We start from the raw sequence: 25,852 nt of genomic DNA, 5'->3' as shown, positions 1-25,852 counted from the left end.
GCGGCTATTCGGCTGCCAGCGAGCCCTTGAGCGGCAGCTTGGCGAGCACTTCTCCGGCGGCCGGCGGCTCGTCGAATTCGAGCGCCTCAATGCGGCCCCCCCGCTTGGCGATCTTGTCGGCCGAGGTCAGGATCTGGCCGAGATCCTCGTTGGCCTGGCCGAAATGGCGCTGCAGGTTCAACACCCGGTCCGACAGGCGCGAGACGTCGTCGAGCAGCAGGCTGACCTCCTTCTGGATGACGCGCGCCTCGTCGCGCATGCGCTCGTCCTTCAACAGGCCCTGCACCACCTGGATCGCCAGCATCAGGAGCGAGGGCGAGACCACCATCACGCGGGCGCGAAAGGCCTTCTGCATGACGTCGTCGAAATGCTCGTGCAGGTCGGCATAGATGCCTTCCGACGGCACGAACATCAGCGCCACCTCCTGGGTCTCGCCCGGGATCAGGTATTTCTCGGAAATGTCCTTCACATGCACCGCGAGATCCTGGCGCAGCCGCTGGGCCGCCATGCGGCGCAATTCCTCCGCCTTGGCCTCGCGCCAGAGCGTGATCGATTCGAGCGGGAACTTGGCGTCGACGACCAGGCCGCGCGGGTCGCCGGCGAGCCGGATCGTGGCGTCCGGGCGCTTGCCCGACGACAAAGTCGGCTGCAATTCGTAGCCGTTGCGCGGCAGGCCGTCCTGCAGGATCGCCTCCATCCGGCCCTGGCCGAAGGCACCGCGCGCCTGCTTGTTGGCGAGCACATCCTTCAGCGAGACGACCTGTCCGGCGAGATCGGTCAGGTTCTTCTGGGCCGAATCGATCACCGCCAGCCGCTCGTTCAGCTTGCCGAGATTTTCCACCGTGGTGCGGGTCTGGCCTTCCAGCGACAGGCCGAGCCGGGTGCTCATGCCATCGAGCCGTTCGCCGAGCGATTTCGACAGGTCGAACTGACGGGCGTGCAGGCTTTCGACCATGGCCTGCATGCGTCCCGCCATCTGGGCCTGGGCGCGGTTCATCTCGCCCATGCGCTCCTCGAGCTCCTGGGCATGGATGACCGCGCGTTCCGCCTCCATGGCGCGCGCCGCCGCCTGCCGGCGCATGGCGGCGAACAGCACCATGAGCAGCGCGAGAGAAAGGCCGAGGAGAGCGAGCACGCCTTCGCCCGCTGTGATCGGACGGCCGGCAATGACGAGAACGACATCGGACATGGCCGCCAACCTAGACGATTCGGCCCATTCGTGCGAACGAAGAGGGAACATCGTTGACGGAACCTTGCCGGGGCTCCTCGGCACCGGGCATGCGTCGCCAACGCCTGAGGTCGTTGACGGACCTTGCTACATGTATTTGCGCAGGTCGCTCGCCGCGACAGCCGGATCACGCTGGACATCGAAGGTCGAGACGAAATGGCCGTTGCGATCCATCAGATAGACGAAGACCGTGTGGTCCATGGTGTAGTTGCCGCCGTCCTGCGGCACCTTGCGGGCGAAGGCGCGATAAGCGCGCATGGCCTGGGCCACCTGCTCCTCGGTGCCGGTCAGGCCGAGGATGCGCGGATGGAAGCTGCCGAGATAGGTGGCGAGCAATTCCTTGGTGTCACGCGCCGGGTCGACGGTGACGAAGGCGACATTGACACGCTGTGCATCCGGGCCGAGCCGGTCGAGCACCTGGGTCATCTCGAACAGCTTGGTCGGGCAGATGTCGGGGCAATGGGTGAAGCCGAAGAACACCAGGCTCGGCTTGCCGGCGAGATCCTTCTCGGTCACCGGCTTGCCGGTCTGGTCGACCAGCGAGAAGGCGCCGCCAATGGCGGAGGGGCCGCTCGCCACCGCGCCACCACGCGGCATGGTCAGCCAGACCACCACGGCGAGCGCGCTCAGGCCGGCGATCAGCAGGGCGAATGACAGGATCAGGGCGGCGGAGCGCGGGCGCGGCGCGCCCGGCGAAGGGGGTTGGGTCATGGCGATCTCAGAAACACCAGGCGAGGCCTGCGGCGAGCGTGTCGAGAAACACCTTCGACCCCTGTGTCCACCACAACAGGCTGGCGGTCAGCATGAGCGCGGCGACACCGCCGCCGAGCGCCCAGCGCGCCAGCCGCGGCGTCCGATCGGTCGAGCTATGGGCGGTTTCAAGGCTCATGCGTTCTATTTAAGCGAGCCGGGCGCGCAAAGCAAAACACGGAGCCGAGAAGATCCGGCTCTTTTCGTCGCGGCAGGGAGTACCTAATTGCTTGCCATGCGTCCCGAAGACCTGCTCCAGCCGACGCCCCAGGGGCTCTATTGCCCGCCGGCGGGTGTGCATATCGATCCGCTCAGGCCGGTCAGGCGCGCCCTGATCACCCATGGCCATTCCGACCATGCCCGCGCCGGCCACGATGCGGTGCTCGCGACCGCGCCGACACTGAAAGTGATGGCGATCCGTTATGGCGAGGATTTCGCCGGCACGACCCAGGCCGCGGCGTGGCGCGAGCCGGTCGTCATCGACGGCGTCAGGTTCAGCTTCCATCCGGCCGGTCATATCCACGGCTCGGCCCAGATCGCGGTGGAACATGCCGGCCTCAGGATCGTCGTTTCCGGCGATTACAAGCGGGCCCATGACCCGACCGCCGAGACGTTCGAGGTGGTGCCCTGCGGCGTCTTCATCACCGAGGCGACCTTCGGCCTGCCGGTGTTCCGCCATCCCGAGGCCGGCGACGAGGTCGCCAAGCTTCTCGCCTCGGTCGCGCTGTTTCCCGAGCGGGCCCATATGGTCGGGGCCTATTCGCTCGGCAAGGCGCAGCGGGTCATGGCGCTGATCCGGCAGGCCGGTCATGCCAGGCCGATCTACATTCACGGCGCCATGGAAAAACTGACCCGCTTCTACGCGAGCGAGGGTTTCGATTTCGGCGAGATCCGGCTGGCCAAGGATGTCGACAAAAAGGACCTCGGCGGCGCCATCGTGATCTGCCCGCCGGGATCGATGAAGGACCTGTGGGCTCGGCGCTTCCCGGATCCGGTGACCGCCTTCGCCTCGGGCTGGATGCGGGTGCGCGCCCGGGCCAAGCAAGGCGGCGTCGAATTGCCGCTGGTCATTTCCGACCATGCCGACTGGGACGAGCTCGGCCGGACCATTGTCGATACCGGGGCCGGCGAGGTCTGGGTCACCCATGGCCAGGAGGATGCGCTGGTGCATTGGTGCGGCACGAAGGGCCTGAAAGCGAAGCCGCTCCGGCTGGTCGGTTATGGCGACGAGGGCGAAGCCGAGACGCCGGCCGCGGAGCCGCTGACCGCGCCGCCGGCGGAGCCCGCCGGATGAACCGCTTCGCCGCCCTGCTCGACCGGCTCGCCTATGAGCCCCGGCGCAACGCCAAGCTCCGGCTGATCAGCGATTACCTGCGCGCCACTCCGGATCCCGAGCGCGGCTTCGCGCTCGCCGCCATGACCGGCGCGCTGACCTTCCAGCACGCCAAGGCCGGGCTGATCCGGGCGCTGATCACCGAACGGGTCGATCCGGTCCTGTTCGACCTCTCCTATGACTATGTCGGCGATCTCTCGGAAACGGTCGCGCTGATCTGGCCGCGGCCGGCGGAGACGCCCGGTCACAACAACCCGCCCGGGCCGGCCTTGTCGGAAGTGGTCCATGGCCTGGCGACGACCGGCAAGCTGGCCTTGCCGAAACTCCTGGCCGGCTGGCTCGACCAGCTCGACGAAACCGGCCGCTGGGCGCTCCTGAAACTGATCACCGGCGCCCTGCGCATCGGCGTCTCGGCGCGGCTCGCCAAGACGGCGGTGGCCGATCTCGGCGGCAAGGACGCCGACGAGATCGAGCTGGTCTGGCCCGGCCTGACGCCGCCCTATGAGGAGCTGTTCGCCTGGGTCGAAGGCCGGGCCGAGAAACCCGAGGCGCGCGATCCCGCGCCGTTCCGCCCGCCAATGCTCGCCCACGCCGTCGAGGACGCGGATTTCGACAAGCTCGTCCCCGCCGAGTTCGCCGCCGAGTGGAAATGGGACGGCATCCGCGTGCAGGCGGCCGCCGGCACCCGCACCGACGGCCGGCGCGTCGCCAGGCTCTATTCGCGCACCGGCGAGGACATTTCGGGCGGCTTTCCCGACCTGGTCGAGGCGATGGATTTCGACGGCGCCCTCGACGGCGAACTGCTGATCCTGCGCGACAGCCGCGTGCAGAGCTTCAACGTGCTGCAGCAGCGGCTCAACCGGAAGCAGGTTTCGGCCGCGATGCTGGCCGAGTTCCCCGCCCATATCCGTGTCTATGACCTGTTGTTCGACGGGCCCGAGGACCTCAGGCCGCTGCCCTTCGCCGAAAGGCGAGCCCGGCTCGAGGCTTTCGTCGCGCGCCATCCCCACGCCAGGCTGGACCTGTCGCCCTTCGTCGCCTTCGACAGCTGGGACGGGCTCGCCGCGGCGCGGATCGACCCGGCCTCGGTCGGCGGCGACGCCGAGGCGATCGAGGGACTGATGCTGAAGCGCCATGACGCGCCCTATCTGCCGGGCCGGCCGAAAGGCCTCTGGTACAAGTGGAAACGCGACCCGATGGTGGTCGACTGCGTGCTGATGTACGCCCAGCGCGGCCACGGCAAACGGTCGAGCTTCTATTCCGACTTCACCTTCGGCGTCTGGCGCGATGGGGCGGCGGGCGATGAACTGGTGCCGGTCGGCAAGGCCTATTTCGGCTTCACCGACGAGGAGCTCAGAGAGCTCGACCGTTTCGTCCGCAACCACACGATCAACCGCTTCGGACCGGTGCGCGAAGTCACCCATACGGCCCAGGAGGGCCTCGTGCTGGAAATCGCCTTCGAGGGCCTGCAACGCTCGACCCGCCACAAGTCGGGCATCGCCATGCGCTTCCCGCGCATCTCCCGCATCCGCTGGGACAAACCGCCGGGCGAAGCCGATCGCATCGCGGCGCTGGAGGCCCGGCTGAAGGACTGACGGCCAGGCGTCGGCAGCCATGCGCCGGAGGCTTTGCATCGCGACGCCCGCCATGCGACAGCGGGTCATTCCATGATGACGCGCGGTGACCTCATCAGCCTGATCAAGACCTTCCTGCTGCCTTGCCTGATCGGCGCGGCGGGCGGCTTCGTCTTCGATCGCGCCGGGCTGCCGGCGGCCTGGATGTCGGGATCGCTGGTGGCGGTCTCGATCGCCGCCTTCGCGGGGCTCAACGTGCGCGTGCCCGGCCCGGTCAGCCCAGCCATCTTCCTGCTGCTCGGCACGGTGATGGGGTCAGCGGTGACGCCGGAGACGCTCCGGCTGGCCTTGTCCTGGCCGATCTCGATGGGCGGGCTCCTGGTCCTGGTGCCCGCGATCATCGGTGGCATCACCTTCTATCTGACCCGTGTCGAGGGCTTCGACCGGTCGACCGCCTTCTACGGCTCGATCCCGGGGGCAATGAACTACGTCATGGCGCTGACGGTCGGTTCCAAGGCCGATGCCCGTGCCGTCGTGGTGGTGCAGAGCTTTCGCCTGGTGCTGCTGGTCGCCGCGCTGCCGAGCTTCCTGGCGCTCGCCGGCCTCGGCGCCAGCCTGCCGAGGCCGGTGCCTGCGGCAGGCAGTGCCGCCTGGTTCGACTATCCGCTAATGGCGGTGCTGGCGATCTCCTGCGGCCTCGGCATGGAGCGCCTGCGGGTGCCCGGCGGGGCGACCGTCGGCGCCATGCTGGCCAGCGCCGTGCTGCACGCGACCGGTACGGTGACCAGCCTGGTGCCGCAGCCCCTGGTGCTCGCCGCCTTCATCGTCATGGGCGTGCTGATCGCCGCGCGCTTCGCCGGCACTTCGCTCGTCGAACTGCGCCAGATGCTCAGGCCCTCGATCGGCGCCTTCCTGATCGGCACCGCCGTCACGGTGGTGGTCGCCGCCGTCGTCGCGCGCCTCGCCGGCCTGCCGGTCGGCAAGGTCATCCTGGCCTATGCCCCCGGCGGTATCGAAGCCATGGCGATCCTCGCCTTCGTGCTCGACATGGATCCGGCCTTCGTCGGCGCCCATCACATCGTCCGTTTCGTCGGTATCGCCATGCTGCTGCCGCTGGTCGCCCGCCTCGTGCTCGGGCGGTCCGACCGGGTCTGAGCCGGCGCGAAAAACCCGACGCAATGCCGATTGCGCCGGCCCCGGCGGTTCCGCTACCAAGGATCGCAGCGCCGTCAGAGTTCTCCCGATGATCCGAAAACTCGCTTTTGCCGCTCTCGCGGCCCTTGTCGCGGCCCCGGCTTCGGCCGCCTGCCCTGCGCCTTCGGTCGCGGCCGCCACGCCGGGGGGATCGCTGCCGCAGACCAGCGCCCGGCTGCGCGGGCACCAGACGCTGAAGATCCTGGCCATCGGCTCCTCCACCACCGCCGGTGTCGGCGGCGGCGGCGCGGGCTTCGCCAATCAGCTGGGGCCGCTGATCAAATCGCGGGCGCCGCAATCGACCATCGAAGTGGTGGTCTCCGGCGTGCTGGCGGAGACGGCATCGGGAGCGGCGAGCCGGCTACAGGCCGAGATCGCCGCGCACCGGCCGAACCTGGTGATCTGGCAGCTCGGCACCAATGACGCCACCTTCGGCGTCTCGTCGGAAAGCTTTCGCGCCACTATCGCAAGCGGCCTCGCGGCGATCCGCGCCGCCGGCGCCGATGCCATGCTGGTCGACCCGCAATTCTCGCGCTGGGCCGAGGGCAGCCAGGCCACCGCGGTCAAGGCGCGGATCATCGCCGAGGAGGGCGCCCGGCGCGGCGTGCCGGTGGCGCGGCGCTTCGCCGCCATGCAGCGGCTGGCGCAAACCAACCGTCCGGCTTTCGACGGGCTGATCTCCTGGGACGGGCTGCATCTGTCGCCCGTCGGCCATGCCTGCATGGCCGAGCAGGTGGCGGGTACGATCGTCCGTACGGCGCTGCGGTAAGGCCCGACCGGCCGGCGCGGAAACACATCCCGCCGCCCGCCGTCTTGCCTTTGCAACCTCGCACCATCACATTGAGCCGGCCGGCGGCGGGCCGGTTCAGGCGAACGAGCGTTGAGATGAGCACCCCTGCGCCCACCACCACCAAAACCGTTATTCCCTCCCCGATGCAGTATCTCGACCGCGCCACCGGCGTCCTGCGCGACCTCGGGCTGATGCCCTCGAAGATCGAGGAACAGCCGATCATCGCGCTGTTGCAGAAGATCTCCGACCTCGACCAGGAGCGGGTGACGGTGATCGCGCGCACGTTGAATCAGGTCGGGGTATTCAACGAGGTGGTGCGCAACCAGGTTGCCGGCATGGAGGTCGGCGAGCGCTACGAGCAGATCACCTCCAGCTTCAATTCGATCCGCGACGATGCCAAGCGCATGGTCGAGCAATTGTCGGACGGCAAGATCTCCACCTTCGAACGCCTGGAGAACATCTGGACCAAGGTCCGGCGTGGCGACATCGCCACCCGTTTCGACGGCATCCGCACGGTCTATCTGGACGTGGCGCGCGCCACCAAGGACCAGATCCAGCGCGAGGTGACCATCCTGGATGCCTATCGCGACTTCCGCGGCGCGCTCAAGCAGTCCGAGGTGCAGGCGCTCGAGGTGCTGGAAAAGGCCGACGCCAAGCTCAAGGCCAAACAGGAAGAACTGAAGGCCGCCTCCGACAGCGTTGCCGCCTATACCGGCACCATCCCGGCCGAACGGGCCAATCTCGAACTCATCCGCGACACCAAGCTGCGCGAGATGCAGGACGAGGAAAAGCGCTACCAGATCGCCAAGGACCTCTCCGACAATCTGACCATCGGCTACAACACCTCCGAGGTCATCATGGCGCGCCTGATGCAGACGACCTCCGCCAAGGAGCGGGTCTATTCCCAGGCGATCTCGTTCTTCTCGACCAATGACGCGGTGCTGACCGCGCTGAAGGCCTCGTTCACCGGCCTGCAGGGCCTGCACGAATCGACCCGCACGCTGAACGAGATGAAGGAAGGCGTGTCGAAATCGCTCGAGACCCTGTCCGAGATCGGCGACAAGGTGCAGGAAGAGGCGCTGCGCGCCGGCTATGGTCCGACCATCCGTTCCGACGCCGTGCAGAAGCTCGTGGAGTCGGTGGTGTCGTTCCAGGAAAAGTCCGGCGAGATCATCCTGGAGATGCGCAAGCTGTCGACCCAGAACAGCCAGGAGATCCGCGACGCGGTCGAGGACGGCAAGCGCCGGCTCGCCGCGCTGGCCGAAAAGGGCGCGGCGCTCGGAATGTGAAACCCTGACGGGAGCATCATTCCATGACCGATACCGCCGTTGCCGCCGCCCCGCCGGCGCAGCCCCCCGCCCAGCTCGACGACGTCATGCTCGCCATGGACGTCGTCGACACCTTGCGTCATCGCGCCAAGCTGACCGAGCGCGAGCTCGCCGAAGGCGATCGCGAGGAAGACCTGATCGAGCGGCTGCGCGAGATCTACCGCAATCAGGGCATCACGGTTTCCGACGAGATCCTCAAGCAGGGCGTCAAGGCGCTGCGCGAGGAGCGTTTCGTCTACAAACCGCCGGCATCGACGCTGCGGGTCAAGCTCGCCAGGCTCTATGTCCGGCGCGGCATCTGGGGCAAATGGGCGCTCGGCGCGCTCGCGGCGCTCGGCATCGGCACGGGCACCCTGGTCTATCAGGACCAGGCGGCGCGGAGCGAGCTGACCACCACGATCCCGACCTCGCTGACCCAGATCGCCGCCGATATCAATCGCGACGCGACGGTCGATGTCATCAAGGCACGGGCGGCGGCGCTCGTCGCCGACGGCCAGTCGGCGGCACGCGAAGGCAAGGCCGAGCTCGCGCGCAAGGCAGTCGCCGACCTCGCCCAGCTGCGCGACGACGTGCGGTCCGAATATGACGTGCGGGTGGTCTCCCGCCCCGGCGAGATGACCGGCATCATCCGGGGGCCGAACCGCAACCGCGCCGCCAACAATTATTACCTGGTGGTCGAGGCGATCGGCCGCGACGGCCGGGCGCTGTCGCGGGCCATCACCTCGGAAGAGGACGGGTCGACGTCGGTGGTGAGCAAATGGGGCGTGCGCGTGCCGGAAAGCCTGTTCGACGAGGTCCGGCGTGACAAGGCGACCGACGGGATCATCAGGAACGCAACGCTGGGCCATAAGGCGCGCGGGCAATTGGAACCCACCTGGCGCGTCGCGCTGCCGGGCGGCGCCATCACGCGCTGGTAGGAGCATGACACCATGATCCCCGGACATTCGGCGCTGGGCGGCATCGAGGATGCGCTCGGCCAATTGCGCACCGCCGAAGCGGATTCCAACCGCCGGCTCGACGATGCCATGCGCCAGATGGCGGAGGCGAAGACCGACGAGGCGGAAGGCTATCGCGACCTCGCCGTGTTCCGCCTGAAGAGCCCGGACGGGCTCGGCGGCCAGCTGTCGCAGCTCGCGACGCGGGTGCGCGCCGTGCTGGCCATGCGCGCCAGCGACCGGATGACGCTCGACAAGCGGCTGGCGGCGACGGAAGCCGACATCGCGCGCATCGCCGCCGAGCGCCAGTCCTTTGCCGCCGAGCTGGCGGCGGCGGAAGAGAAACGCCAGGCGGTGGAGAACGAGGCGCAGGTCGGGCTTGCCGCGAAAAGCGATTACACCGACGTGAAGGCCATGGCCGAGCAGGCGGTGGGGGTCGCACAGGCCTCGGAAAAGAAAGCCAAGCTCGCCGAGGACGAGCTCGAGACCAAGCGCAAACCCTATGAGGATGACCCGCTGTTCACCTATCTGTGGAGCCGCGGCTACGGCACCCAGGACTATCAGGCCGGCAATATCGCGCGCCTGATCGACGGCTGGGTGGCCCGGATCGTCCGCTATCAGGACGCCCGGCCGAATTACGCCATGCTGACCGAAATCCCGCAGCGCCTGCGCGAGCATGCCAACCGCAGCGCGGCTCTGGCGGTCGATGCGGTGGAACGCGTCAAGGCCATGGAAAAGGGCGCCTTCGAGGCTGGCGGCGGCAACCAGGCGACCGCCGAGATTGACGAGCACCGGCGCCGCCTCGATGCGCTGGATGCCACCCGCGCCACGGCGGAGAAGACCCATGTGGCGATCGAGGCCGAAATCGACGCCTTCGGCCGCGGCGACGACCCGCGCTACAAGGAAGCCGTCGCCTTGCTCGCCGACGCGCTGCGCGGCGCCGACCTGAACCGGCTCTATCAGGAGGCGGTGGCGACGCCTTCGCCCGAGGACGAGCAGATCGTCAAACGTGTCGGCGCCGCGCGCGACCAGCAGGACCGCCTCGGCGACGCGGTCAAGCGGGTCCGCGGCGAGCTCGCGGAGATCTCGCGCCGACGCTCGGAAATTTCCCAGGTCGCCACCGGTTTCCGCAACCGGCGTTATGACGCCGACGGCTCCTATTTCGACAATGACGTGCTCGGCCATCTGCTGCGCGGCCTGGTCACCGGCGCATTGACCGGCGCCGACTACTGGTCACGCATGGAACAGGGCCGCCGCTGGAGCCAGCCGAGATCCGGCTTTCCGAGCGGTGACGGCGGCTCGAGCTGGGGCGGCGGCGCCTGGGGCGGCGGTGGCTCCTGGGGTGGTGGCGGATCGTCGGGCGGAGGCGGCTCCTGGGGCGGCGGTGGTGGCTCGTCCGGCGGCGGCAATTCGGGTGGCGACGACGGCTTCAGCACCAAGGGCGGGTTCTAGGGTTGAGCCCAACTCGGATCGGCCTATTGCATCAAGGTTAGGGCGTCATTCGAGGCTCGCTTCGCAAGACCATGGAGCCTCGTACAGCGTGTCGCGGTTCGAAGCCGTCGCAGCGGATACCGTTGCGCGGTCATTATGACGAGTTGCTTTTGGTGAGGACAATTCGTGGATGCCCGGGACAAGCCCGGGCAAGACGATGTCTTTGCCTCACGGTGTATTCGTCACTACGGGGCCGCCGCGCCTGCTCAGTCCAACGCCTATCGCTCCAGGGACAGTTCTCGTCTTGCCCGGGCTTGTCCCTGATATCCACGACTTCAGCACGACATCTTGTCGAGAGTGATCCGTTCTGGGTGCGTCGCCCAATTGGCGATTTCTGCCGGGCGCCGCCAGCGCAAGACCTCGGAAGCTCCATTCCAGTGGATGTCGCCGACCGACAAACACGCGAAGAACTTCACCACACCTGTCCAGTCAAACAGTCACAATCGTTGCGCGGCAGGACTAAAGCCTCAGCCGGATCAGGAAGGCGGTGAGGTCGTCGGTGACGAAATCGACATGGTCGTCGTCGCGGCCTTCGAACTCCCAGCTCTCGCGGAACAGCTCGCGGGTGTTTTCCGGCACCACCAGCACGGTCTTCATGCCGAGCGCGTGCGGCGCCTCGAGATTGCGCGCCAGGTCTTCGAACATGGCGGCCCGCTTCGGATCCACCCCGTGATCGGCCAGGAACTTGTCATAGGTCTGGCGGTGCGGCTTGGGCAGCAGGCCGGCATCGACAATGTCGAAGACACCGTCGAAATGGTTTTCGAAGCCGAGCCGGCGGGTGACCGCGGCGACATGCGAGCGGGTGCCCGAGGTGAAGACGAATTTCCGGCCTGGGAGCGCCGCGATCGCGGCGCCGAGCTCGGGATTGGCCTGCAGCGGCGAATGGTCGATGTCGTGGACATAGGCCAGGAAGTCGTCCGGGCTCATGCCATGCTCGGTCATCAGGCCGCGCAGCGAGGTACCGTAGCGCTTGTAGTAGTCCTTCTGCAGCGCGAAGGCCTCGTCGGGGCTGATCTTCAGGAAGCTCGCGACATAGGCCTTGATCCGGCCGTCGATCTCGGCCCACAGCGACAGGTGCGCCGGATAGAGCGTGTTGTCGAGGTCGAAGATCCAGGCTTGGACATCGGCGAAGGCGGCTAGCGTTTCAGTGTTCGACATCATGGCTCCCGAAAACGGACCGACGCGCGGCGGCGGCCGTCGAAGGTGACTTCGAGAAAGGCCACCGAAGTCGCGCCATGGGCAGCGCAATCGCCGGCGCCGGCAATCTCGAACTCGCTCGGACGAATGCAGGCGGCGACCTCGCCACCATAGGTCAGCGGCTTGCCGGCCGAAAGCACCGGGCGGCCCTCGGCATCGACGGCTTCCGCGAAAGAATAGACCCGCGCCGCCGCGGCATCGATCGGCGGCTTCAGGCAGGCGCCCGGCTCGATGCGGAACCAGCCGCGGGTGACGACGCGGCCGGCCTCCTCGACGCCGAGCGCCGCCATGATGCGGTTGCCGCTGTCGTTGCACCAGGCAAAACCCGGCCCCTCGCCGGCGCGCAGGCCGGCCATCAACGTGTCGAAAATATCAGGTGCGCCGCCGCTATCGGCCGGCAGGTTGCGATCGGCGACGAAGGCCCGGAGCGCCGCGTCGGTGCGCGGACCGTCGAGCCCGTCGATCGGGCCGGGGTCATAACCCATGCGGGTCAGCAGGCGCTGGATACCGGCGCGGCGCGCCTGCGGCAGGTCGTAATCGGCCTCTTCCGACAGGAACAGGATGGCGATGCCGTCGACGACGGTCGGCCGCATTTCGGCAAAGGGCACCAGCCGCGTGCCCGGCCGCTGGCAGGTCAGCGCGGCGGCCACCAGGAAGTCGCCGTCGCCGACGCAGAGCCGGACATTGTCGGGCTGACCGAGCGCGGCATCGGGCGGGCCGCCCACCGCGCGCGTGTTCAGGAACAGCCGACCCGGAGCCTCGGCGGTCTGCAGGATGACCCGGCACTGACCGGGGTCCAGCCTGAACCAGCCGCGGGTGGCCGCGGTATCATTGGCCATCACGCCAATCGCCGCCTCGGTGACCAGGCTGGTGCGGTTGCACAGCCTGGTCTCGGCGGCGGCCGGCGCCGACCACGCCGAAAGGGCCGCGGCAAGCGCCGCGCCCGCCAGCGCTCTCCGGGCAAGCCGTCGGACAGCCGGGCCCATCGGATCAGGCGTGGATGAGGGTACCCGCGCCGCCATGGGTGAGAAGCTCCACCAGAACCGCATGCGGCGTCTTGCCGTCCAGGATCACGACGCCTTCGACGCCGCGCTCGATGGCGTAGATGCAGGTCTCGATCTTGGGGATCATGCCGCCCGTGGCGGTACCGTCGGCGATCAGCCGCCGGCAATCCTCGACGGAGAGATCCTTCAGCAGGTTCTTGTTCTTGTCGAGCACGCCGGGCACGTCGGTCAGCAGCAGCAGCCGCTTGGCGCCGAGCGCGCCGGCAATGGCGCCGGCGAAGGTGTCGGCATTGACGTTATAGGTGTCGCCCTCCTTGGAGGTCGCGACCGGCGCCAGCACCGGGATCAGCTCCTTGCCGAGCACGGTGTCGAGTACCTTGGTGTCGACCTTGTCGGGTTCGCCGACATAGCCGAGATCGATCGCCTGCTCGATATTGGAATCGGGATCGCGCGCCGTGCGGCTGACCTTGACCGCCTTGACCATGTCGCCATCCTTGCCGCAGAGCCCGATGGCCTTGCCGCCGGCGGCATTGATGAAGCCGACGATCTGCTTGTTGATCGAGCCGGCCAGGATCATCTCGACGATCTCGACCGTCTGCTTGTCGGTGACGCGCAGGCCGTCGACGAACTGGCTCTTGATGCCGAGCTTGGCCAGCATCTGGCCGATCTGCGGGCCGCCGCCATGGACCACCACCGGATTGATGCCGGATTGCTCGAGCATGACGATGTCGCGGGCGAAGGACCGCGCGCCCTCCTCGTCGCCCATGGCGTGGCCGCCATATTTCACCACGATGATCTCGTCGTCATATTTCTGCATGTAGGGCAGCGCCTCGTTGAGAACGCGGCCGATATCATGAGCATCAACGGTCATGGCGGACTCCGGCGATCGCCTCCCTGGCGACAAACGTTGCGGGTCTTAGCCGATTTGCGGCCCGGGGTGAAAGGGAAGATCGGCCGGCGCGCGCAAATGGCCGCCCCCCGCAAGACGCGCGGCCAGGCCGGCTCCGCCCCGCCGGCAAGCGGTTCGATACCGTGTCCTAAGGGAGCTTGGCGGCCAGCACGTCCAGGTTCTGGATCGCCGGCGGCTCGGCGAACAGTTCGCCGGCCTGCGCCATCAAGGCCGCCGCCACCTTGCCCGAGAGATGCGCGGCACGGCCGGCCTCGTCGGGAAAGGCATCGAAAATGCCGAAGGTGGTCGGCCCCATCCGGATCGCAAACCAAGCCGTCGTCGCCGGCTCCTGGGCGACCAGCGGCAGGCCGCCCTTGAGGAACGTCACGACCGCAGTTTCCTTGCCGGGTTTTGCTTCCAAGCGAACATAGAGCGCCTTGGTGACCATGGCACTGGCCTCATCTGGGGTCCGCCCCTCGCCCGCACCCAGATTACTCTCTTGACGCGGGCCGGTCGATCGTCCTCGGACCAGGCGGATCCCGCGCGTCGCGACCGGCCGCTCCTGCCGGACCGCGTGGTGCCCGCCGCGCTCCCGCCTTGACTTCCTGAACCGAAGCGTCACAGTCGATCCCGCTCCAAGGGGAGCCCCGTGAGGGGGCTGAGAGGCCACGACGCCAGAGACCATCCTGGCACCGTGGCGACCCTTGAACCTGATCCGGGTCATGCCGGCGGAGGGATGGGACGCATGCCGACTTCGCTATTTCAGCGCCAAACGTTCGTGCTCACAGCCATTGCTGCGCGCACGAGGCCGTTTGTGTTGGCCAACCCGAGTTTCTCACGCGGCCAAGGCCTGGGCCAACCGGCCTGAAACCGCATGCCGCTGGCGTCGCCATGACCCTCGCCAGCTGACCAGCCAATACGCGCGCCCTCAAGGGAGCACCTGTCATGAACGCACCTCTCAAAGACATCAAAGCCGCCGTGACCACCGGGCCGATGCCCGCCTCGCGCAAGATCTTCGCGATCCCTGATGCCGCCCCCGATATCCGCGTGCCCTTGCGCGAGATCGCGCTGACCGAGGGCTCCGGCGAGGCGCCGCTGGCGGTCTATGACACCTCGGGTCCCTATACCGATCCCGACGTCGTCATCGATGTCGAGAAGGGCCTGTCGCGGGCGCGCGAGGCCTGGGTAACCGCGCGTGGCGGTGTCGAGCGCTATGTCGGCCGCGACATCAGGCCGGAGGACAACGGCCATGCCGGCAAGCACCTGGCCCGCGCCTTCCCGGTGGCGAACCCGCCCTTGCGCGGCCTGCCGGGCCAGCCGATCACCCAATATGAATTCGCCCGCGCCGGCATCATCACCAAGGAGATGATCTATGTCGCCGAGCGTGAGAATCTCGGCCGCAAGCAGGCACTCGCCGATGCCCAGGCGACGATCGCGGACGGCGAAAGCTTCGGCGCCGAGATCCCGGCCTTCATCACGCCCGAATTCGTCCGTTCGGAAATCGCCCGCGGCCGGGCCATCATCCCGGCCAATATCAATCACCCCGAACTCGAGCCGATGATCATCGGCCGCAATTTCCTGGTGAAGATCAACGCCAATATCGGCAATTCCGCCGTGTCCTCGTCGATCGAGGAAGAGGTCGACAAGCTGGTCTGGTCGATCCGCTGGGGCGCCGACACGGTGATGGACCTCTCGACCGGCCGCAACATCCACAACACGCGCGAATGGATCATCCGCAATTCGCCGGTGCCGATCGGCACGGTGCCGATCTACCAGGCGCTGGAAAAGGTCGACGGCGATCCGGTCAAGCTGACCTGGGAGGTCTATCGCGACACGCTGATCGAACAGTGCGAGCAGGGCGTCGACTATTTCACCATTCATGCCGGCGTGCGGCTGGCCTATGTGCCGCTGACCGCGAAAAGGGTCACCGGCATCGTCTCGCGCGGCGGCTCGATCATGGCCAAATGGTGCCTGGCGCATCACAAGGAGAGCTTCCTCTACACGCATTTCGAAGAGATCTGCGACATCATGCGAGCCTATGACGTGTCGTTCTCGCTCGGCGACGGCCTGCGTCCCGGCTCCATCGCCGACGCCAATGACGCCGCTCAGTTCGCCGAACTGGAAACGCTCGGCGAACTGACCCAGATCGCCTGGAAAAAGGGCTGCCAGGTGATGATCGAAGGGCCCGGCCACGTGCCGATCCACAAGATCAAGGTCAATATGGAGAAGCAGCTGAAGGCCTGCGGCGAGGCGCCCTTCTATACGCTCGGACCGCTGACCACCGATATCGCGCCGGGTTATGATCACATCACGTCGGGCATCGGGGCGGCGATGATCGGCTGGTTCGGCTGCGCCATGCTCTGCTACGTCACGCCGAAGGAGCACCTGGGCCTGCCCAACCGCGACGACGTGAAGGTCGGCGTGATCACCTACAAGATCGCCGCGCACGCCGCCGATCTCGGCAAGGGCCATCCGGCGGCGCAGCTGCGCGACGACGCCTTGTCACGCGCCCGCTTCGACTTCCGCTGGGAGGACCAGTTCAATCTCGGCCTCGACCCGGACACGGCGCGTTCGTTCCACGACGAGACCTTGCCGAAGGAAGCCCACAAGGTGGCGCATTTCTGCTCGATGTGCGGGCCGAAATTCTGCTCGATGAAGATCACCCAGGACGTGCGCGACTATGCCGCCACGCTCAACGACCAGCAGGCCGGCATGGACAGGATGAGCGAGAAATTCCTGGCCATGGGCGGCCAGGTCTATGTCGAGGCCGATGCGGTGAAGGCCAGCAACCGGGCGCTCTGACGAAAATGACCCGGCCGAAGCCAGGGCTTCGGCCGGGTCGCCTCGGGTTTCGATGAAGCGACGGGTCAGGCGGCGTGGCGCGGCGCGGCGACCGGCGGGGTGCCGTCATGGATGCCGCTGGCGATCATCGCGCGCAGTTCGGGCGTGTCCTGGTGCTTGTGCACGCTGACGGCGTGCTGGACCGCCGCCTCCAGCAATTCCTTCTCGGTGTCGGCGCTGATCGCGACCGTGCAATTCATCTCGCTCTTCATTTCACGGCAATCGATGAATTTGCGTGACATGGGTTCCTCCCGGACAGGACGAGGCATCGGGCGCGGGCCGATCGGGGCCGAGGCGCCCGGTGTCACAAGGGGAGAGCCTAGAACCGGTCCCGGGTCTTCGAAAGCCCGGAACAGAACGGAGTTACAATATTACCGCCATACTCACGGTGCACGGGACTGCGCGGCTTGCGCCTCAGCCCGGCCGAGGCGCTGCTGGCGGGCCGGATACCAGCCGGTGAACCAGATGGCGGCGGCAAGCGAGCCGACGATCGCCGCGACTCCGATCCAGAACGGCACGGCCGGCACGTAGAGGATGACGAGATCGGCCAGGACCTGGACAGCGAAGGCCGCGGTCCAGGCGCCGGTAATGGCATAGTTGGTGGCCCGGAAGCGCGGATGATCCCAGAGTTCGCGCGGCACCTGCTCGCGGGCGAATTGCAGGGTGAAGGGCTGGCGGATCAGGATCGATACCAGCGCAATCAGGAAAAGGCCGGCATCGACGGCCAGGCGGACACCGACCACGGTCCAGCTCGCCCGGGCGAGCAAGGTGTAAAGCGCCAGGCCGGCAAACAGGATGACCGTGCCGGCCTCCAGCACCTTGACCGCGCCGCCATGCCGCAAGCGATCGCGCAGGATCAGGCCGGCCGACAGGGCGGCGGCGGCGAACAGGCTCATCTCGATCGATGCGACGCGTGTCAGCAGGGCAAAGAGAATGAAGGGGGTCAGGCTGAGCAGAATGGACATGAGAGCCTCATCCGGAATGGCGGCGCGGGGCCGGCCTTTTTTTTCACGTTGCACTGCTGCGGCCACGTCGCGCCAGACGGCATGACGGCAAACAACCGGGAATTCCCTGCCCGATTGTTTGCATCATGGCGCTCGACGCGTGGCCTGGCTCAGTTCGGCGAAGCGACTTCGGGAACCGCCTGCAGGTCGATCGGCAGCGCGCGACCGGCGCGGCGAGCGACCGGCGCGGCGATGGCGCGGGCCGAGAATTCGCGCGCGATGCCGATGCGCGGCGCCGGCGACGGAACGGCCGCATCATAGGCCTCGACCTGGGCGGCATCGGCGCCGCCCTGGGCGAGAACCGGGGCCGAGACGGCGGCGAGCAGAAGGGCGGCGAGAGTGAAGGTCTTCATGGTCATGGTCCTTTCGAGTTTGGGTTGGTCGGTGGCATGAGGATTGGTGTCGTCGCTGGGATGAGCGGCTGCACGTCGGAAACCACGGCCGGCCCGGTCGACGACCGGAGGCGTGGGCAGTGTCCGCAATTGGCGCAGGAGCGCGCCGTGCGGCATTCGGGGACCGGCACGCTGCCGGGCCGGGGCGGCGGGGATGCGTCGGCGCTCGGCGACGCGGCCATGGCCATCTCCTCCGGAGCGCGAGGCGGCGATCAGCCCGCGGGAACCCAGTTGCCGTGGAAACCGAAGGGCACCCGGTGGCCGAGTTCGACGGTGGCGATCGGGCCGGCCTCGACCTCGATCGCATTGAACACGGCGAGGTCGCTGCGGTTCTCGGCGGCGCGCCAGACCACCGACAGCAGCCAGCCGTCGCCTTCCGGCGCATCGGCCGAACGCGGCACGAAGACCGGCTCGGAGGTGGCATCTCCCAGGGGCAGGAAATGCTCACGCCGCCGGCCCGCCTCGGCATCGAAATGGGCGATGCCGTCGAACAGGCCGCCGCGGGCGGCGCCCGGACGGGCGCAGGCGATCCAGCCGTGCCGGTTGGCAAGGCCGGCGCGGCGGTCGTCGATGCGCGGGAACTCGCCGGCGAGATCGTCGAGATAGGTGCGGCTGAAGGTGTCGGTGCGGCCGGACATGTCGAAGGTCCAGCGGCAGAGCCGGGCGCGCGACTTCAAGGGATCCGGCGCCGAGCCGTCGGCATGGGGAAACAGCGGCGCTTCTTCCGTCTGCATGACGTCGGCGATGATCCGATCGCCGTCTTCCCAGGCATTCATGACATGGAAGACGTAGCAGGCCTCGCCACGGAACCAGATCATGTCCGAGGCCTTGCCGCCGCGTTTCATCACGCCGACATAGGCGCCCTTCTCGGGCTCCCAGGCAAAGGCCGGGCGGCCGGAGCGGGCACGCTCCATGCTGCCGGTGAGCGGCAGGATCGGAAACAGGATGTGCCTGTCGGTGACGATGAAGTCGTGGACCATGCTGGAATAGGGCGCGTCGAAACGCTCCAGCCGGGTGACGACGCCGCCGGCATCGATGGCGCCGCAGGTCATGCCCGAGGTGAACGGGCCGTTGGCATTGTAGCCGAAGAAGATCATCTCGCCGGTGACCGGGTCGATCTTCGGATGCGCCGTGAAGGCGCCGGGCAGGCCACCGTCGTAGTCGCGATAGCCGAGGGTTGCGAGCGTGTGCCGGTCGATCTCGGTCGGCAGATGGGCCTCCTCGAGCGCCAGCAGGCGGCCGCCGTGCCAGACGATATTGGTATTGGCCACGCCGGTATCGGTGACATTGGTGGCCGGCGCGCCGGGCAGCGTCTGGCTGCCGAAGCCGGAGAAGATGGCGCGGCCGGCATCGTGCTCGGCCAGGAATTTCGGCGTGCGGACCCAGCGGTTGCGATAGCTCGCCTTGCCGTCTTCCAACGTGAAGGAATGCAGCATGCCGTCACCGGCGAACCAATGCGCCTTGGGCACGTCGAATTGCGGGTTCGGCCCGTTGCGCAGCAGGCTGCCGTTCAGTTCGCGCGGCAGGGCGCCGTTGACCTTGAGGTCGTGGACCTCGCATTCGCTGTGGATCGGACCGTAATTGCTGATATCCACTGCCTCGGCGGGGTTTGCCATCGTCGTCTCCATCGGGTATATTTACACTGTAAATATACCGCTACCGGAGCGCCGAGGCGGCGTCAAGCAAAATATTTACAGCGTCAACATTTGGAATTGAAACAGCCATGACAGAGCCGGCGCAGACGACCAGACGGCGACCCGGGCGTCCCCCCGGCAAGCGGCCGGCGGCGGAGCGCGAAACGCCCTATCACCATGGTTCGCTGCGCGTGGCCCTGCTGGAGGCCGCCGAGCGCATCCTGGAAAAGGACGGCATCCAGGGGCTGACGCTGAGGGCAGCGGCGCGCGAGGCCGGCGTCTCGCATGCCGCCCCGATGAATCATTTCGGCGACCTGACCGGGCTGCTGAGCGATCTCGCCGCCGTTGGTTTCGAGCGCTTCAACGCGGCGCTGACATCGGCGCCGAGCCCTGATGCAACGCCCGAGGAGCGGATGTCGGCGATCGGCCGCGCCTATATCGTCTTTGCCCGCCGCCATCCCGGCCTGTTTCTCCTGATGTTCCGTGGCGAACGGCTGGACCTCAGCCGGCCGGCGCTGCACGACGCGGTCAGGGCGGCCTTCGACGTGTTGAGCGGCGCCGTCGGCCAGAGGCGCGAGGAGGCGATCGCCCCGGTGCTGACCTTGCCCCAGGCGGCGCAGATCGCCGCATCCTGGTCGCTGGTCCACGGCTTCGCCATGCTGTCGCTTGACGGGCGGTTCAAGCCGATGCTGGCCAAGCTGCCGCCGGGCACCGACGAGGACGCGCTGCTCGCCACGATCTTCGCCGGCTTCGGCCAACAGGGCGGCTGAGGCCGGACCGCAGATAAGAAGGCGGCTTGCCGACACTGCCCTCGCGACGCGATCCGTGCTGACATGGCGCCAGTTTCCCGTCCCGCTCAGGTGACCATCATGTCGCAACTGAACCGCCAGGTCCGGCTCAAGGCCCGCCCCGCCGATATTCCCAAGGCGGAGCATTTCGAAATCGTCGAAAACCCCGTGCCGGCGCTCGGCGACGGCGAGATCCTGGTGCGCAACCACTATCTCTCGGTCGAGCCGGCCATGCGCGGCTGGGTCAGCGCGGTCGCCAATTATTCGACCCCCGTCGGCATCGGCGAGGTGATGCGCGCCTTCGCCGCCGGCGAGGTCGTGGCATCACGCCATCCGGGCTTTGCCGAGGGCGACAAGGTCACCGGCCTGTTCGGCTGGCAGGAGCTGGCCGTGGTCGGCGCCCAGGCGGTCACCCGCAAGGTCACCGAAACCGACCTGCCGCTGTCGCTGGCGCTCGGCGTGCTCGGGCTGAACGGTGTCACCGCTTATTTCGGCCTCCTGGCAGTCGGCGAGCCGCGGGCCGGCGACACCGTCGTGGTGTCGACCGCCGCGGGTTCGGTCGGTTCCGCGGTCGGCCAGATCGCCAAGCTCTCCGGCTGCCGCACGGTCGGGATCGCCGGCGGCGCCGCCAAGGTGGCGCAATGCCTCGACCAGTTCGGCTTCGACGCGGCGATCGACTACAAGACGAGCAATGATCTCGACGCGGCGATCGCGGCGGCCTGTCCCGACGGCGTCGACGTCTATTTCGACAATACCGCCGGGCGGATCAGCGACGCCGTCTTGAAACATCTCAACCTGCGCGCCCGGGTGGTGATCTGCGGCACGGCGTCCGTTTCCAGCTGGGACAGCTGGCCGTCGGGACCCAGGGTCGAGCGTCACCTGCTGGTCAAGCGCGCGCGCATGCAGGGCTTCCTGGTGTTCGACTACCAGGCCCGCTACGAGGAAGCCGTGAAGCGGCTGGCCCAATGGGTGCGCGAGGGCCGTCTCGCCTATGCCGAGGACATTCTCGACGGCATCGACACGGCGCCCGGCGCGATCGACGGGCTCTATCGCGGCGACAACCGGGGCAAGCGGCTGATCCGGCTGCAGGGCTGAGAGCCCGTTCGAGAATTCGTTTAAGCGAGCACGCACGTCGTCTTGGCCGACCTTGGGCCGGGTATCCAGGACCTGCTGGGACGACAATTCGTGGATGGCCGGGCCAAGCCCGGCCAAGACGAACAAGGGCCGCCCCCCAGCGTCCCGCCGCCGCGGGTCTGGCCGGCTGCGAACCGGAACGCTCACAAGACGACACACCTCGTCTTGCCCGGCCTTGGGCCGGGCACCCACGACTTGCTGCCGCGACAAGCCGCGGAAGGCCGGGACCAAGCACGGGGCTCACCAACGGTGGCGAATTGCCGGGGTGGAGATCTCAAATGGCCTCTGAGCGCGCAGCGAGATACGGCTCGCCTCAGACAACCTTCGGGGCGGCATCATCAAGCAAGGCCTGCAGGTCGAGATGGCGGTTCGACATGGCCAGCGTGCCGTCCGGGTTGCGTGGCCATTCGGCCTCCGGCCGGTCGCGGTAGAGCTCGACGCCATTGCCGTCGGGATCGGTCAGATAGAGCGCCTCGCTGACGCCGTGGTCGGCCGCGCCGTCGAGCTTGACGCCGGCCTCGACCAGGCGGCGCAGCGCATCGCCGAGCGACGCCCGGTCGGGATAGAGGATGGCCGTGTGATAGAGGCCGGTGGAGCCCGGCGGCGGTGGGCTGCCGCCCTTGCTCTCCCAGGTGTTGAGGCCGATGTCGTGGTGATAGCCGTCGGCCGACAGGAACACCGCCTGCGAACCGTAGCGCTGGGTGACGGAGAAGCCGAGCAGGTCGCGGTAGAAGGCGAGCGAGCGGTCGAGGTCGGCGACCTTGAGATGAACATGGCCGATGCGCGTGCGCGCCGCGACGGGGGCGCGGGCCGCTTCGGTCATGACGAGCTTGTTGGCGGACATTGGGAACCTCCGGAACCGGATTCGCCGACGATCACGCGGCGCGTTGGGCCATAAATGGACTGCGATGCTCCGCGGCGCGAGCCCGGCAAGCCGATTCCTGCATCGATGCAATCGCGCCGTCGGCCAGGGCCCGACCGGGAATGATACGGGAAAAAGTCGCATCAGCTTGCTTGACAGCATGCGGGCGCGCGCGGACAACCGCCCTCGGTCATCAGTTCGAGCACGGAAGACGCCCATGTCGCATGCACAGCTCCAGTCGGTCATCGAAACCGCTTTCGAGAACCGCGCATCCGTCGATGCCGCGACCAAGGGCGAGGTGCGCGAGGCCGTCGACGCCGCGCTTTTGATGCTCGACCGCGGCGAGGTGCGTGTCGCCTCCAAGGGCGCCGATGGCTGGACCGTGCATCAATGGCTGAAGAAGGCCGTGCTGCTGTCGTTCCGGCTGAACGACATGACCGCGATCTCGGGCGGCCCGGGCGGCGCGACCTGGTGGGACAAGGTGCCGTCGAAGTTCGAGGGCTGGACCGCCAATGAATTCGGGCCGGCCGGCTTCCGCGCGGTGCCGAACTGCATCGTCCGCCGCTCGGCCTTCATCGGCAAGGGCGTGGTGCTGATGCCGTCCTTCGTCAATCTCGGCGCCTATGTCGACGAGGGCACCATGGTCGATACCTGGGCAACGGTCGGCTCCTGCGCCCAGATCGGCAAGAACGTCCACCTGTCCGGCGGCGTCGGCATCGGCGGCGTGCTCGAGCCGCTGCAGGCCGGCCCCGTCATCATCGAGGACAATTGCTTCGTCGGCGCCCGTTCCGAGGTGGTCGAGGGCGTGATCGTCGGCGAGGGCTCGGTGATTTCCATGGGCGTGTTCATCGGCGCCTCCACCAAGATCGTCGACCGGGCCACCGGCGAGATCCATGTCGGCCGCGTGCCGCCCTATTCGGTGGTGGTCTCGGGCAACCTGCCCGGCAAGGCGCTGCCCGGCGAGAACTGGGGGCCGTCGACCTATTGCGCCGTCATCGTCAAGAAGGTCGACGCGCAGACCCGCTCCAAGACCGCGATCAACGAATTGCTGCGCGATTGATGCGCGGCCCCCCGGTGGTCCTGATCTGATGGCCAAGGTCGACTGGACCCAAAGGCGGATCTGGCTGCAACCGGCGGCCTGGAGCTATCTCCTGTTCTCGTTCGACGGGCGCATCTCGCGCCTGCCGTTCTGGGTCGCCGCCATCGCGCTGAATATCGCCGCCTATTTCGGCGACCGGCTGGCCTTCGACATCGGCGGCAATCCGGCCTCGGCGGTCGTCGGCCTGGCCTTCCTCTATCCGTCCCTGGCGCTCGCCGCCAAGCGCACCCACGACCGTGGCCGTTCGGAACTCTATCTTTTGGTGTTCTTCCTGCCGGCCTTCCTGGTCAGCTTCCTGCAGGTGCTGGGTTATCTGGAAGACGGCGGCGACATGAAGCCGGCCCTGGTGACGCTCGGCATCGCCGTGCTCGCCTCGATGATCGTGCTGGTCATCGATCTCGGCCTGATGCCGGGCGAGCCCGGCGCCAACCGCTTCGGCCCCAACCCCCTGGACTGAAACAATCGCCCGGGCGAGAGCCCGCGAGACTGAAACAATCGGGCCCGCAATGAACCGTTGACCTTGCGTCGTGCGGTTGCGAGTGTCGCCGCCGGGCGACACGATCCCATGGAGACCCGAATGGACTTCCAGAATCTCGACCCTCAGAAGCTGATCCCCGAATTCCAGAAATTGCTGCTGACATTCGACGGCCGAATCGCCCGCCAGGACTTCTGGATCGGCATCGTCGCGCTGTTCCTGGTCAATTTGATCGTCGGGTGGTTCCTCGGCCTGATCGGCGGACGTTTTCTCTCCGGCCTGCTCTCGCTGGTCCTGACCTATCCGACCTATTGCCTGTCGCTGAAGCGCTCGAACGACCTCGACTATCCCCAGACCTATGTCCAGGCGTTCATGGCCGCCTCCGTCGCCATCACGGTCATGTCGATGTTCAGTTTCTTCGGCCTGGGCTTCCTGACCTTCGTCATCCTGCCGATCCTGGCGATCGCCGCCATTGCGCTGATCGTCGTTCTCGGCTTCTTCCAGGGCACCACCGGGCCGAACCGCTACGGCCCCGATCCCCTCGCATCCCAGGCCATATGACCACCGACCCGATCGAACTCACCGCCAAGCTCCTGAGCTGTCCCTCGGTCACACCGGCCGAGGGCGGCGCGCTGACCTTGCTCGAAGCGACGCTGCGCGGCGGCGGCTTCACGGTTCACCGCGTGACCTTTTCGGAGCCGGGCACGCCCGACGTCGAAAACCTCTATGCCCGGATCGGCTCGCACGGCCCCCATCTGGTCTTCGCCGGTCATACCGACGTCGTGCCGCCGGGCGATGCCGCGGCCTGGCGCCACGACCCGTTCGCCGGGGCGATCGATGCCGGCGTGCTCTATGGCCGGGGCGCCGTCGACATGAAGGGCGGCATAGGCTGCTTCGTGGCGGCGGCCCTCGACCATGTCGCCGCCCATGGCGGCAAGCCGAAGGGCTCGATCAGCTTCCTGATCACCGGCGACGAAGAAGGTCCGTCGGTCAACGGCACGGTCAAGCTGCTCGACTGGGCGGCCAAGCGCGGCGAGCGCTTCGATCATTGCATCCTGGGCGAACCGACCAATCCGGTCCGTCTCGGCGACATGATCAAGATCGGCCGGCGCGGCTCGCTCTCGGCGGTCATCACCGTCGAGGGCCGCCAGGGCCATGTCGCCTATCCCCATCTCGCCGCCAACCCGATCCCGGCTCTGCTCGCGATCCTCGCGAGGCTGACCGCCAAGCCGCTGGATGCCGGCACCGCGCATTTCGATCCGTCCAATCTCGTGGTCACCTCGATCGATGTCGGCAATGGCGCGACCAATATCATTCCGCAAAAGGCGGTGGCGCGGCTCAATATCCGCTTCAACGACCAGCACAGCACGGGAAGCCTCGAGGCCTGGATCGCCGAGGCGGTCGCGGCCGCCGCCGAGGGCGACATCCGCGCCGGCGTCGCCTATGCCCGGGGCAATTCGGAATCCTTCCTCACCAAGCCCGGCGCCTTCGTCGACATGGTCCAGGCGACCATCGAAGAGGTCACCGGCATCAAGCCGAAGCTCTCCACCTCGGGCGGCACCTCGGATGCGCGCTTCATCAAGAATTATTGCCCGGTGATCGAGTTCGGCCTGGTCGGCCAGACCATGCACGCGGTCGACGAGCGCGTGCCGGTGGCCGACCTCGTGGCGCTCACCGCCATCTACCGGCGGATCATCGACCGCTATTTCGGAGGCTGATCTCTGCGTTTCCCACGGGGTTTCGCGACGTGATCTCCAGTGTGTGATCGTGTCGGATCGAAGCGTTGCAGCGCGGTTGGCCGTCCTTCGAGGCTCGCGCAAGGGCGCGAGCACCTCAGGATGAGGAATGTGGAGCATTGCAGCAGCGGCGGGGTGCTGGATGAGCGTAGGGGTCTGCGCCTCATGAGCAAC

General features: G+C 67.5%; 26 protein-coding genes and 1 riboswitch. Of the genes, 14 read left to right on the top strand and 12 right to left on the bottom strand.

Annotation, left to right across the window (positions count from 1 at the left end; genetic code table 11):
* Positions 1 to 4: 4 nt before the first annotated feature.
* From AC07WJ_RS12520 to AC07WJ_RS12510, 3 genes are all read right to left on the bottom strand, one after another.
* On the bottom strand, positions 5 to 1,189 hold the full coding sequence (locus tag AC07WJ_RS12520) for a DNA recombination protein RmuC (RefSeq protein ID WP_494934923.1): 1,185 nt from the start codon (positions 1,187 to 1,189) through the stop codon (positions 5 to 7).
* 126 nt (positions 1,190 to 1,315) lie between these two features.
* Positions 1,316 to 1,939: an SCO family protein gene (locus tag AC07WJ_RS12515; protein ID WP_494934922.1), complete on the bottom strand. Its 624-nt coding sequence runs from the start codon at positions 1,937 to 1,939 to the stop codon at positions 1,316 to 1,318.
* A gap of 7 nt (positions 1,940 to 1,946) precedes the next feature.
* The gene (locus tag AC07WJ_RS12510) at positions 1,947 to 2,117 is read right to left on the bottom strand and encodes a hypothetical protein (RefSeq protein ID WP_494934921.1); all 171 of its coding nucleotides are present in this window, start codon (positions 2,115 to 2,117) and stop codon (positions 1,947 to 1,949) included.
* Positions 2,118 to 2,213: 96 nt separating this feature from the next.
* Between AC07WJ_RS12510 and AC07WJ_RS12505 the strand changes: the two genes are divergently transcribed.
* The 7 genes from AC07WJ_RS12505 to AC07WJ_RS12475 all read left to right on the top strand — a co-directional run bounded on the left by AC07WJ_RS12505 (position 2,214) and on the right by AC07WJ_RS12475 (position 10,584).
* Positions 2,214 to 3,272 carry a ligase-associated DNA damage response exonuclease gene (locus AC07WJ_RS12505; RefSeq protein ID WP_494935582.1) on the top strand — a complete coding sequence of 353 codons (1,059 nt, stop codon included), beginning with the start codon at positions 2,214 to 2,216 and terminating at the stop codon, positions 3,270 to 3,272.
* Positions 3,269 to 4,906, top strand: coding sequence for a cisplatin damage response ATP-dependent DNA ligase (locus AC07WJ_RS12500; protein WP_494934920.1), 1,638 nt, complete (start codon positions 3,269 to 3,271; stop codon positions 4,904 to 4,906). The genes AC07WJ_RS12505 and AC07WJ_RS12500 overlap by 4 nt, the downstream gene beginning before the upstream one ends.
* 72 nt (positions 4,907 to 4,978) lie before the next feature.
* Entirely contained in the window at positions 4,979 to 6,040 is a 1,062-nt protein-coding gene (locus tag AC07WJ_RS12495) for an AbrB family transcriptional regulator (RefSeq protein ID WP_494934919.1), read from the top strand.
* 88 nt (positions 6,041 to 6,128) lie between these two features.
* Positions 6,129 to 6,848 carry an SGNH/GDSL hydrolase family protein gene (locus AC07WJ_RS12490; protein ID WP_494934918.1) on the top strand — a complete coding sequence of 240 codons (720 nt, stop codon included), beginning with the start codon at positions 6,129 to 6,131 and terminating at the stop codon, positions 6,846 to 6,848.
* A gap of 116 nt (positions 6,849 to 6,964) precedes the next feature.
* Positions 6,965 to 8,158: a cell surface protein gene (locus tag AC07WJ_RS12485; protein ID WP_494934917.1), complete on the top strand. Its 1,194-nt coding sequence runs from the start codon at positions 6,965 to 6,967 to the stop codon at positions 8,156 to 8,158.
* A 23-nt stretch (positions 8,159 to 8,181) separates the two neighbouring features.
* Positions 8,182 to 9,114, top strand: coding sequence for a DUF6384 family protein (locus AC07WJ_RS12480; protein ID WP_494934916.1), 933 nt, complete (start codon positions 8,182 to 8,184; stop codon positions 9,112 to 9,114).
* A gap of 12 nt (positions 9,115 to 9,126) precedes the next feature.
* Entirely contained in the window at positions 9,127 to 10,584 is a 1,458-nt protein-coding gene (locus tag AC07WJ_RS12475; RefSeq protein WP_494934915.1) for a hypothetical protein, read from the top strand.
* A gap of 498 nt (positions 10,585 to 11,082) precedes the next feature.
* On the opposite strand, the gene AC07WJ_RS12470 is transcribed toward AC07WJ_RS12475, so the two are convergent.
* The 4 genes from AC07WJ_RS12470 to AC07WJ_RS12455 form a co-directional block, all read right to left on the bottom strand.
* Positions 11,083 to 11,781 carry a pyrimidine 5'-nucleotidase gene (locus tag AC07WJ_RS12470; protein WP_494934914.1) on the bottom strand — a complete coding sequence of 233 codons (699 nt, stop codon included), beginning with the start codon at positions 11,779 to 11,781 and terminating at the stop codon, positions 11,083 to 11,085.
* Positions 11,781 to 12,806 carry a DUF1036 domain-containing protein gene (locus tag AC07WJ_RS12465; RefSeq protein ID WP_494934913.1) on the bottom strand — a complete coding sequence of 342 codons (1,026 nt, stop codon included), beginning with the start codon at positions 12,804 to 12,806 and terminating at the stop codon, positions 11,781 to 11,783. The genes AC07WJ_RS12470 and AC07WJ_RS12465 overlap by 1 nt, the downstream gene beginning before the upstream one ends.
* A gap of 4 nt (positions 12,807 to 12,810) precedes the next feature.
* Positions 12,811 to 13,695 (bottom strand): acetylglutamate kinase, encoded by an 885-nt coding sequence (gene argB / locus AC07WJ_RS12460; protein ID WP_494934912.1) that lies wholly within the window; start codon positions 13,693 to 13,695, stop codon positions 12,811 to 12,813.
* Positions 13,696 to 13,861: 166 nt separating this feature from the next.
* A complete protein-coding gene (locus AC07WJ_RS12455) occupies positions 13,862 to 14,101 on the bottom strand; it encodes a putative quinol monooxygenase (protein ID WP_494934911.1) in 240 nt (79 codons plus the stop codon).
* A gap of 240 nt (positions 14,102 to 14,341) precedes the next feature.
* Positions 14,342 to 14,467: riboswitch (TPP riboswitch) on the top strand.
* Positions 14,468 to 14,658: 191 nt separating this feature from the next.
* Between AC07WJ_RS12455 and thiC the strand changes: the two genes are divergently transcribed.
* Complete coding sequence (gene thiC, locus AC07WJ_RS12450) at positions 14,659 to 16,515, top strand: phosphomethylpyrimidine synthase ThiC (protein ID WP_494934910.1); 1,857 nt, start codon at positions 14,659 to 14,661, stop codon at positions 16,513 to 16,515.
* Positions 16,516 to 16,580: 65 nt separating this feature from the next.
* On the opposite strand, the gene AC07WJ_RS12445 is transcribed toward thiC, so the two are convergent.
* The 4 genes from AC07WJ_RS12445 to AC07WJ_RS12430 all read right to left on the bottom strand — a co-directional run bounded on the left by AC07WJ_RS12445 (position 16,581) and on the right by AC07WJ_RS12430 (position 19,566).
* Positions 16,581 to 16,796 (bottom strand): DUF1059 domain-containing protein, encoded by a 216-nt coding sequence (locus AC07WJ_RS12445; protein ID WP_494934909.1) that lies wholly within the window; start codon positions 16,794 to 16,796, stop codon positions 16,581 to 16,583.
* Positions 16,797 to 16,937: 141 nt separating this feature from the next.
* Positions 16,938 to 17,519: a DUF3159 domain-containing protein gene (locus AC07WJ_RS12440; protein ID WP_494934908.1), complete on the bottom strand. Its 582-nt coding sequence runs from the start codon at positions 17,517 to 17,519 to the stop codon at positions 16,938 to 16,940.
* A 149-nt stretch (positions 17,520 to 17,668) separates the two neighbouring features.
* Positions 17,669 to 17,917 carry a hypothetical protein gene (locus AC07WJ_RS12435; RefSeq protein WP_494934907.1) on the bottom strand — a complete coding sequence of 83 codons (249 nt, stop codon included), beginning with the start codon at positions 17,915 to 17,917 and terminating at the stop codon, positions 17,669 to 17,671.
* Positions 17,918 to 18,162: 245 nt separating this feature from the next.
* On the bottom strand, positions 18,163 to 19,566 hold the full coding sequence (locus AC07WJ_RS12430; protein WP_494934906.1) for a carotenoid oxygenase family protein: 1,404 nt from the start codon (positions 19,564 to 19,566) through the stop codon (positions 18,163 to 18,165).
* A gap of 107 nt (positions 19,567 to 19,673) precedes the next feature.
* Here AC07WJ_RS12430 and AC07WJ_RS12425 point away from each other — a divergent pair, with 107 nt between their 5' ends.
* Both AC07WJ_RS12425 and AC07WJ_RS12420 read left to right on the top strand, forming a co-directional pair.
* Complete coding sequence (locus AC07WJ_RS12425) at positions 19,674 to 20,354, top strand: TetR/AcrR family transcriptional regulator (protein WP_494934905.1); 681 nt, start codon at positions 19,674 to 19,676, stop codon at positions 20,352 to 20,354.
* Positions 20,355 to 20,453: 99 nt separating this feature from the next.
* On the top strand, positions 20,454 to 21,467 hold the full coding sequence (locus tag AC07WJ_RS12420) for an NADP-dependent oxidoreductase (RefSeq protein ID WP_494934904.1): 1,014 nt from the start codon (positions 20,454 to 20,456) through the stop codon (positions 21,465 to 21,467).
* A 352-nt stretch (positions 21,468 to 21,819) separates the two neighbouring features.
* Here AC07WJ_RS12420 and AC07WJ_RS12415 read toward each other — a convergent pair whose 3' ends face one another.
* Entirely contained in the window at positions 21,820 to 22,350 is a 531-nt protein-coding gene (locus AC07WJ_RS12415) for a VOC family protein (protein ID WP_494934903.1), read from the bottom strand.
* Positions 22,351 to 22,585: 235 nt separating this feature from the next.
* Here AC07WJ_RS12415 and dapD point away from each other — a divergent pair, with 235 nt between their 5' ends.
* The 4 genes from dapD (at position 22,586) to dapE (ending at position 25,660) form a co-directional block, all read left to right on the top strand.
* Positions 22,586 to 23,428 (top strand): 2,3,4,5-tetrahydropyridine-2,6-dicarboxylate N-succinyltransferase, encoded by an 843-nt coding sequence (gene dapD, locus AC07WJ_RS12410; RefSeq protein WP_494934902.1) that lies wholly within the window; start codon positions 22,586 to 22,588, stop codon positions 23,426 to 23,428.
* Positions 23,429 to 23,456: 28 nt separating this feature from the next.
* Positions 23,457 to 23,924: a DUF805 domain-containing protein gene (locus AC07WJ_RS12405; protein WP_494934901.1), complete on the top strand. Its 468-nt coding sequence runs from the start codon at positions 23,457 to 23,459 to the stop codon at positions 23,922 to 23,924.
* A 120-nt stretch (positions 23,925 to 24,044) separates the two neighbouring features.
* Entirely contained in the window at positions 24,045 to 24,503 is a 459-nt protein-coding gene (locus AC07WJ_RS12400; RefSeq protein WP_494934900.1) for a DUF805 domain-containing protein, read from the top strand.
* Complete coding sequence (dapE, locus tag AC07WJ_RS12395) at positions 24,500 to 25,660, top strand: succinyl-diaminopimelate desuccinylase (RefSeq protein WP_494934899.1); 1,161 nt, start codon at positions 24,500 to 24,502, stop codon at positions 25,658 to 25,660. Before AC07WJ_RS12400 ends, dapE begins: the two co-directional genes overlap by 4 nt.
* Positions 25,661 to 25,852 lie beyond the last annotated feature (192 nt).

The organism is Phreatobacter sp. GW821-FHT04C01 (assembly GCF_059420385.1).
The sequence above is the reverse complement of the archived record's forward strand: the minus strand, read 5'-3'. Positions and strand labels throughout refer to the sequence as shown.

Bases quoted from the DNA above. Each gene is read 5' to 3' on its own strand.
- AC07WJ_RS12520 (WP_494934923.1), bottom strand. From the start codon at position 1,189: ATGTCCGATGTCGTTCTCGTCATTGCCGGCCGTCCGATCACAGCGGGC.
- AC07WJ_RS12515 (WP_494934922.1), bottom strand. From the start codon at position 1,939: ATGACCCAACCCCCTTCGCCGGGCGCGCCGCGCCCGCGCTCCGCCGCC.
- AC07WJ_RS12510 (WP_494934921.1), bottom strand. From the start codon at position 2,117: ATGAGCCTTGAAACCGCCCATAGCTCGACCGATCGGACGCCGCGGCTG.
- AC07WJ_RS12505 (WP_494935582.1), top strand. From the start codon at position 2,214: ATGCGTCCCGAAGACCTGCTCCAGCCGACGCCCCAGGGGCTCTATTGC.
- AC07WJ_RS12500 (WP_494934920.1), top strand. From the start codon at position 3,269: ATGAACCGCTTCGCCGCCCTGCTCGACCGGCTCGCCTATGAGCCCCGG.
- AC07WJ_RS12495 (WP_494934919.1), top strand. From the start codon at position 4,979: ATGATGACGCGCGGTGACCTCATCAGCCTGATCAAGACCTTCCTGCTG.
- AC07WJ_RS12490 (WP_494934918.1), top strand. From the start codon at position 6,129: ATGATCCGAAAACTCGCTTTTGCCGCTCTCGCGGCCCTTGTCGCGGCC.
- AC07WJ_RS12485 (WP_494934917.1), top strand. From the start codon at position 6,965: ATGAGCACCCCTGCGCCCACCACCACCAAAACCGTTATTCCCTCCCCG.
- AC07WJ_RS12480 (WP_494934916.1), top strand. From the start codon at position 8,182: ATGACCGATACCGCCGTTGCCGCCGCCCCGCCGGCGCAGCCCCCCGCC.
- AC07WJ_RS12475 (WP_494934915.1), top strand. From the start codon at position 9,127: ATGATCCCCGGACATTCGGCGCTGGGCGGCATCGAGGATGCGCTCGGC.
- AC07WJ_RS12470 (WP_494934914.1), bottom strand. From the start codon at position 11,781: ATGTCGAACACTGAAACGCTAGCCGCCTTCGCCGATGTCCAAGCCTGG.
- AC07WJ_RS12465 (WP_494934913.1), bottom strand. From the start codon at position 12,806: ATGGGCCCGGCTGTCCGACGGCTTGCCCGGAGAGCGCTGGCGGGCGCG.
- argB (WP_494934912.1), bottom strand. From the start codon at position 13,695: ATGACCGTTGATGCTCATGATATCGGCCGCGTTCTCAACGAGGCGCTG.
- thiC (WP_494934910.1), top strand. From the start codon at position 14,659: ATGAACGCACCTCTCAAAGACATCAAAGCCGCCGTGACCACCGGGCCG.
- AC07WJ_RS12445 (WP_494934909.1), bottom strand. From the start codon at position 16,796: ATGTCACGCAAATTCATCGATTGCCGTGAAATGAAGAGCGAGATGAAT.
- AC07WJ_RS12440 (WP_494934908.1), bottom strand. From the start codon at position 17,519: ATGTCCATTCTGCTCAGCCTGACCCCCTTCATTCTCTTTGCCCTGCTG.
- AC07WJ_RS12435 (WP_494934907.1), bottom strand. From the start codon at position 17,917: ATGACCATGAAGACCTTCACTCTCGCCGCCCTTCTGCTCGCCGCCGTC.
- AC07WJ_RS12430 (WP_494934906.1), bottom strand. From the start codon at position 19,566: ATGGCAAACCCCGCCGAGGCAGTGGATATCAGCAATTACGGTCCGATC.
- AC07WJ_RS12425 (WP_494934905.1), top strand. From the start codon at position 19,674: ATGACAGAGCCGGCGCAGACGACCAGACGGCGACCCGGGCGTCCCCCC.
- AC07WJ_RS12420 (WP_494934904.1), top strand. From the start codon at position 20,454: ATGTCGCAACTGAACCGCCAGGTCCGGCTCAAGGCCCGCCCCGCCGAT.
- AC07WJ_RS12415 (WP_494934903.1), bottom strand. From the start codon at position 22,350: ATGTCCGCCAACAAGCTCGTCATGACCGAAGCGGCCCGCGCCCCCGTC.
- dapD (WP_494934902.1), top strand. From the start codon at position 22,586: ATGTCGCATGCACAGCTCCAGTCGGTCATCGAAACCGCTTTCGAGAAC.
- AC07WJ_RS12405 (WP_494934901.1), top strand. From the start codon at position 23,457: ATGGCCAAGGTCGACTGGACCCAAAGGCGGATCTGGCTGCAACCGGCG.
- AC07WJ_RS12400 (WP_494934900.1), top strand. From the start codon at position 24,045: ATGGACTTCCAGAATCTCGACCCTCAGAAGCTGATCCCCGAATTCCAG.
- dapE (WP_494934899.1), top strand. From the start codon at position 24,500: ATGACCACCGACCCGATCGAACTCACCGCCAAGCTCCTGAGCTGTCCC.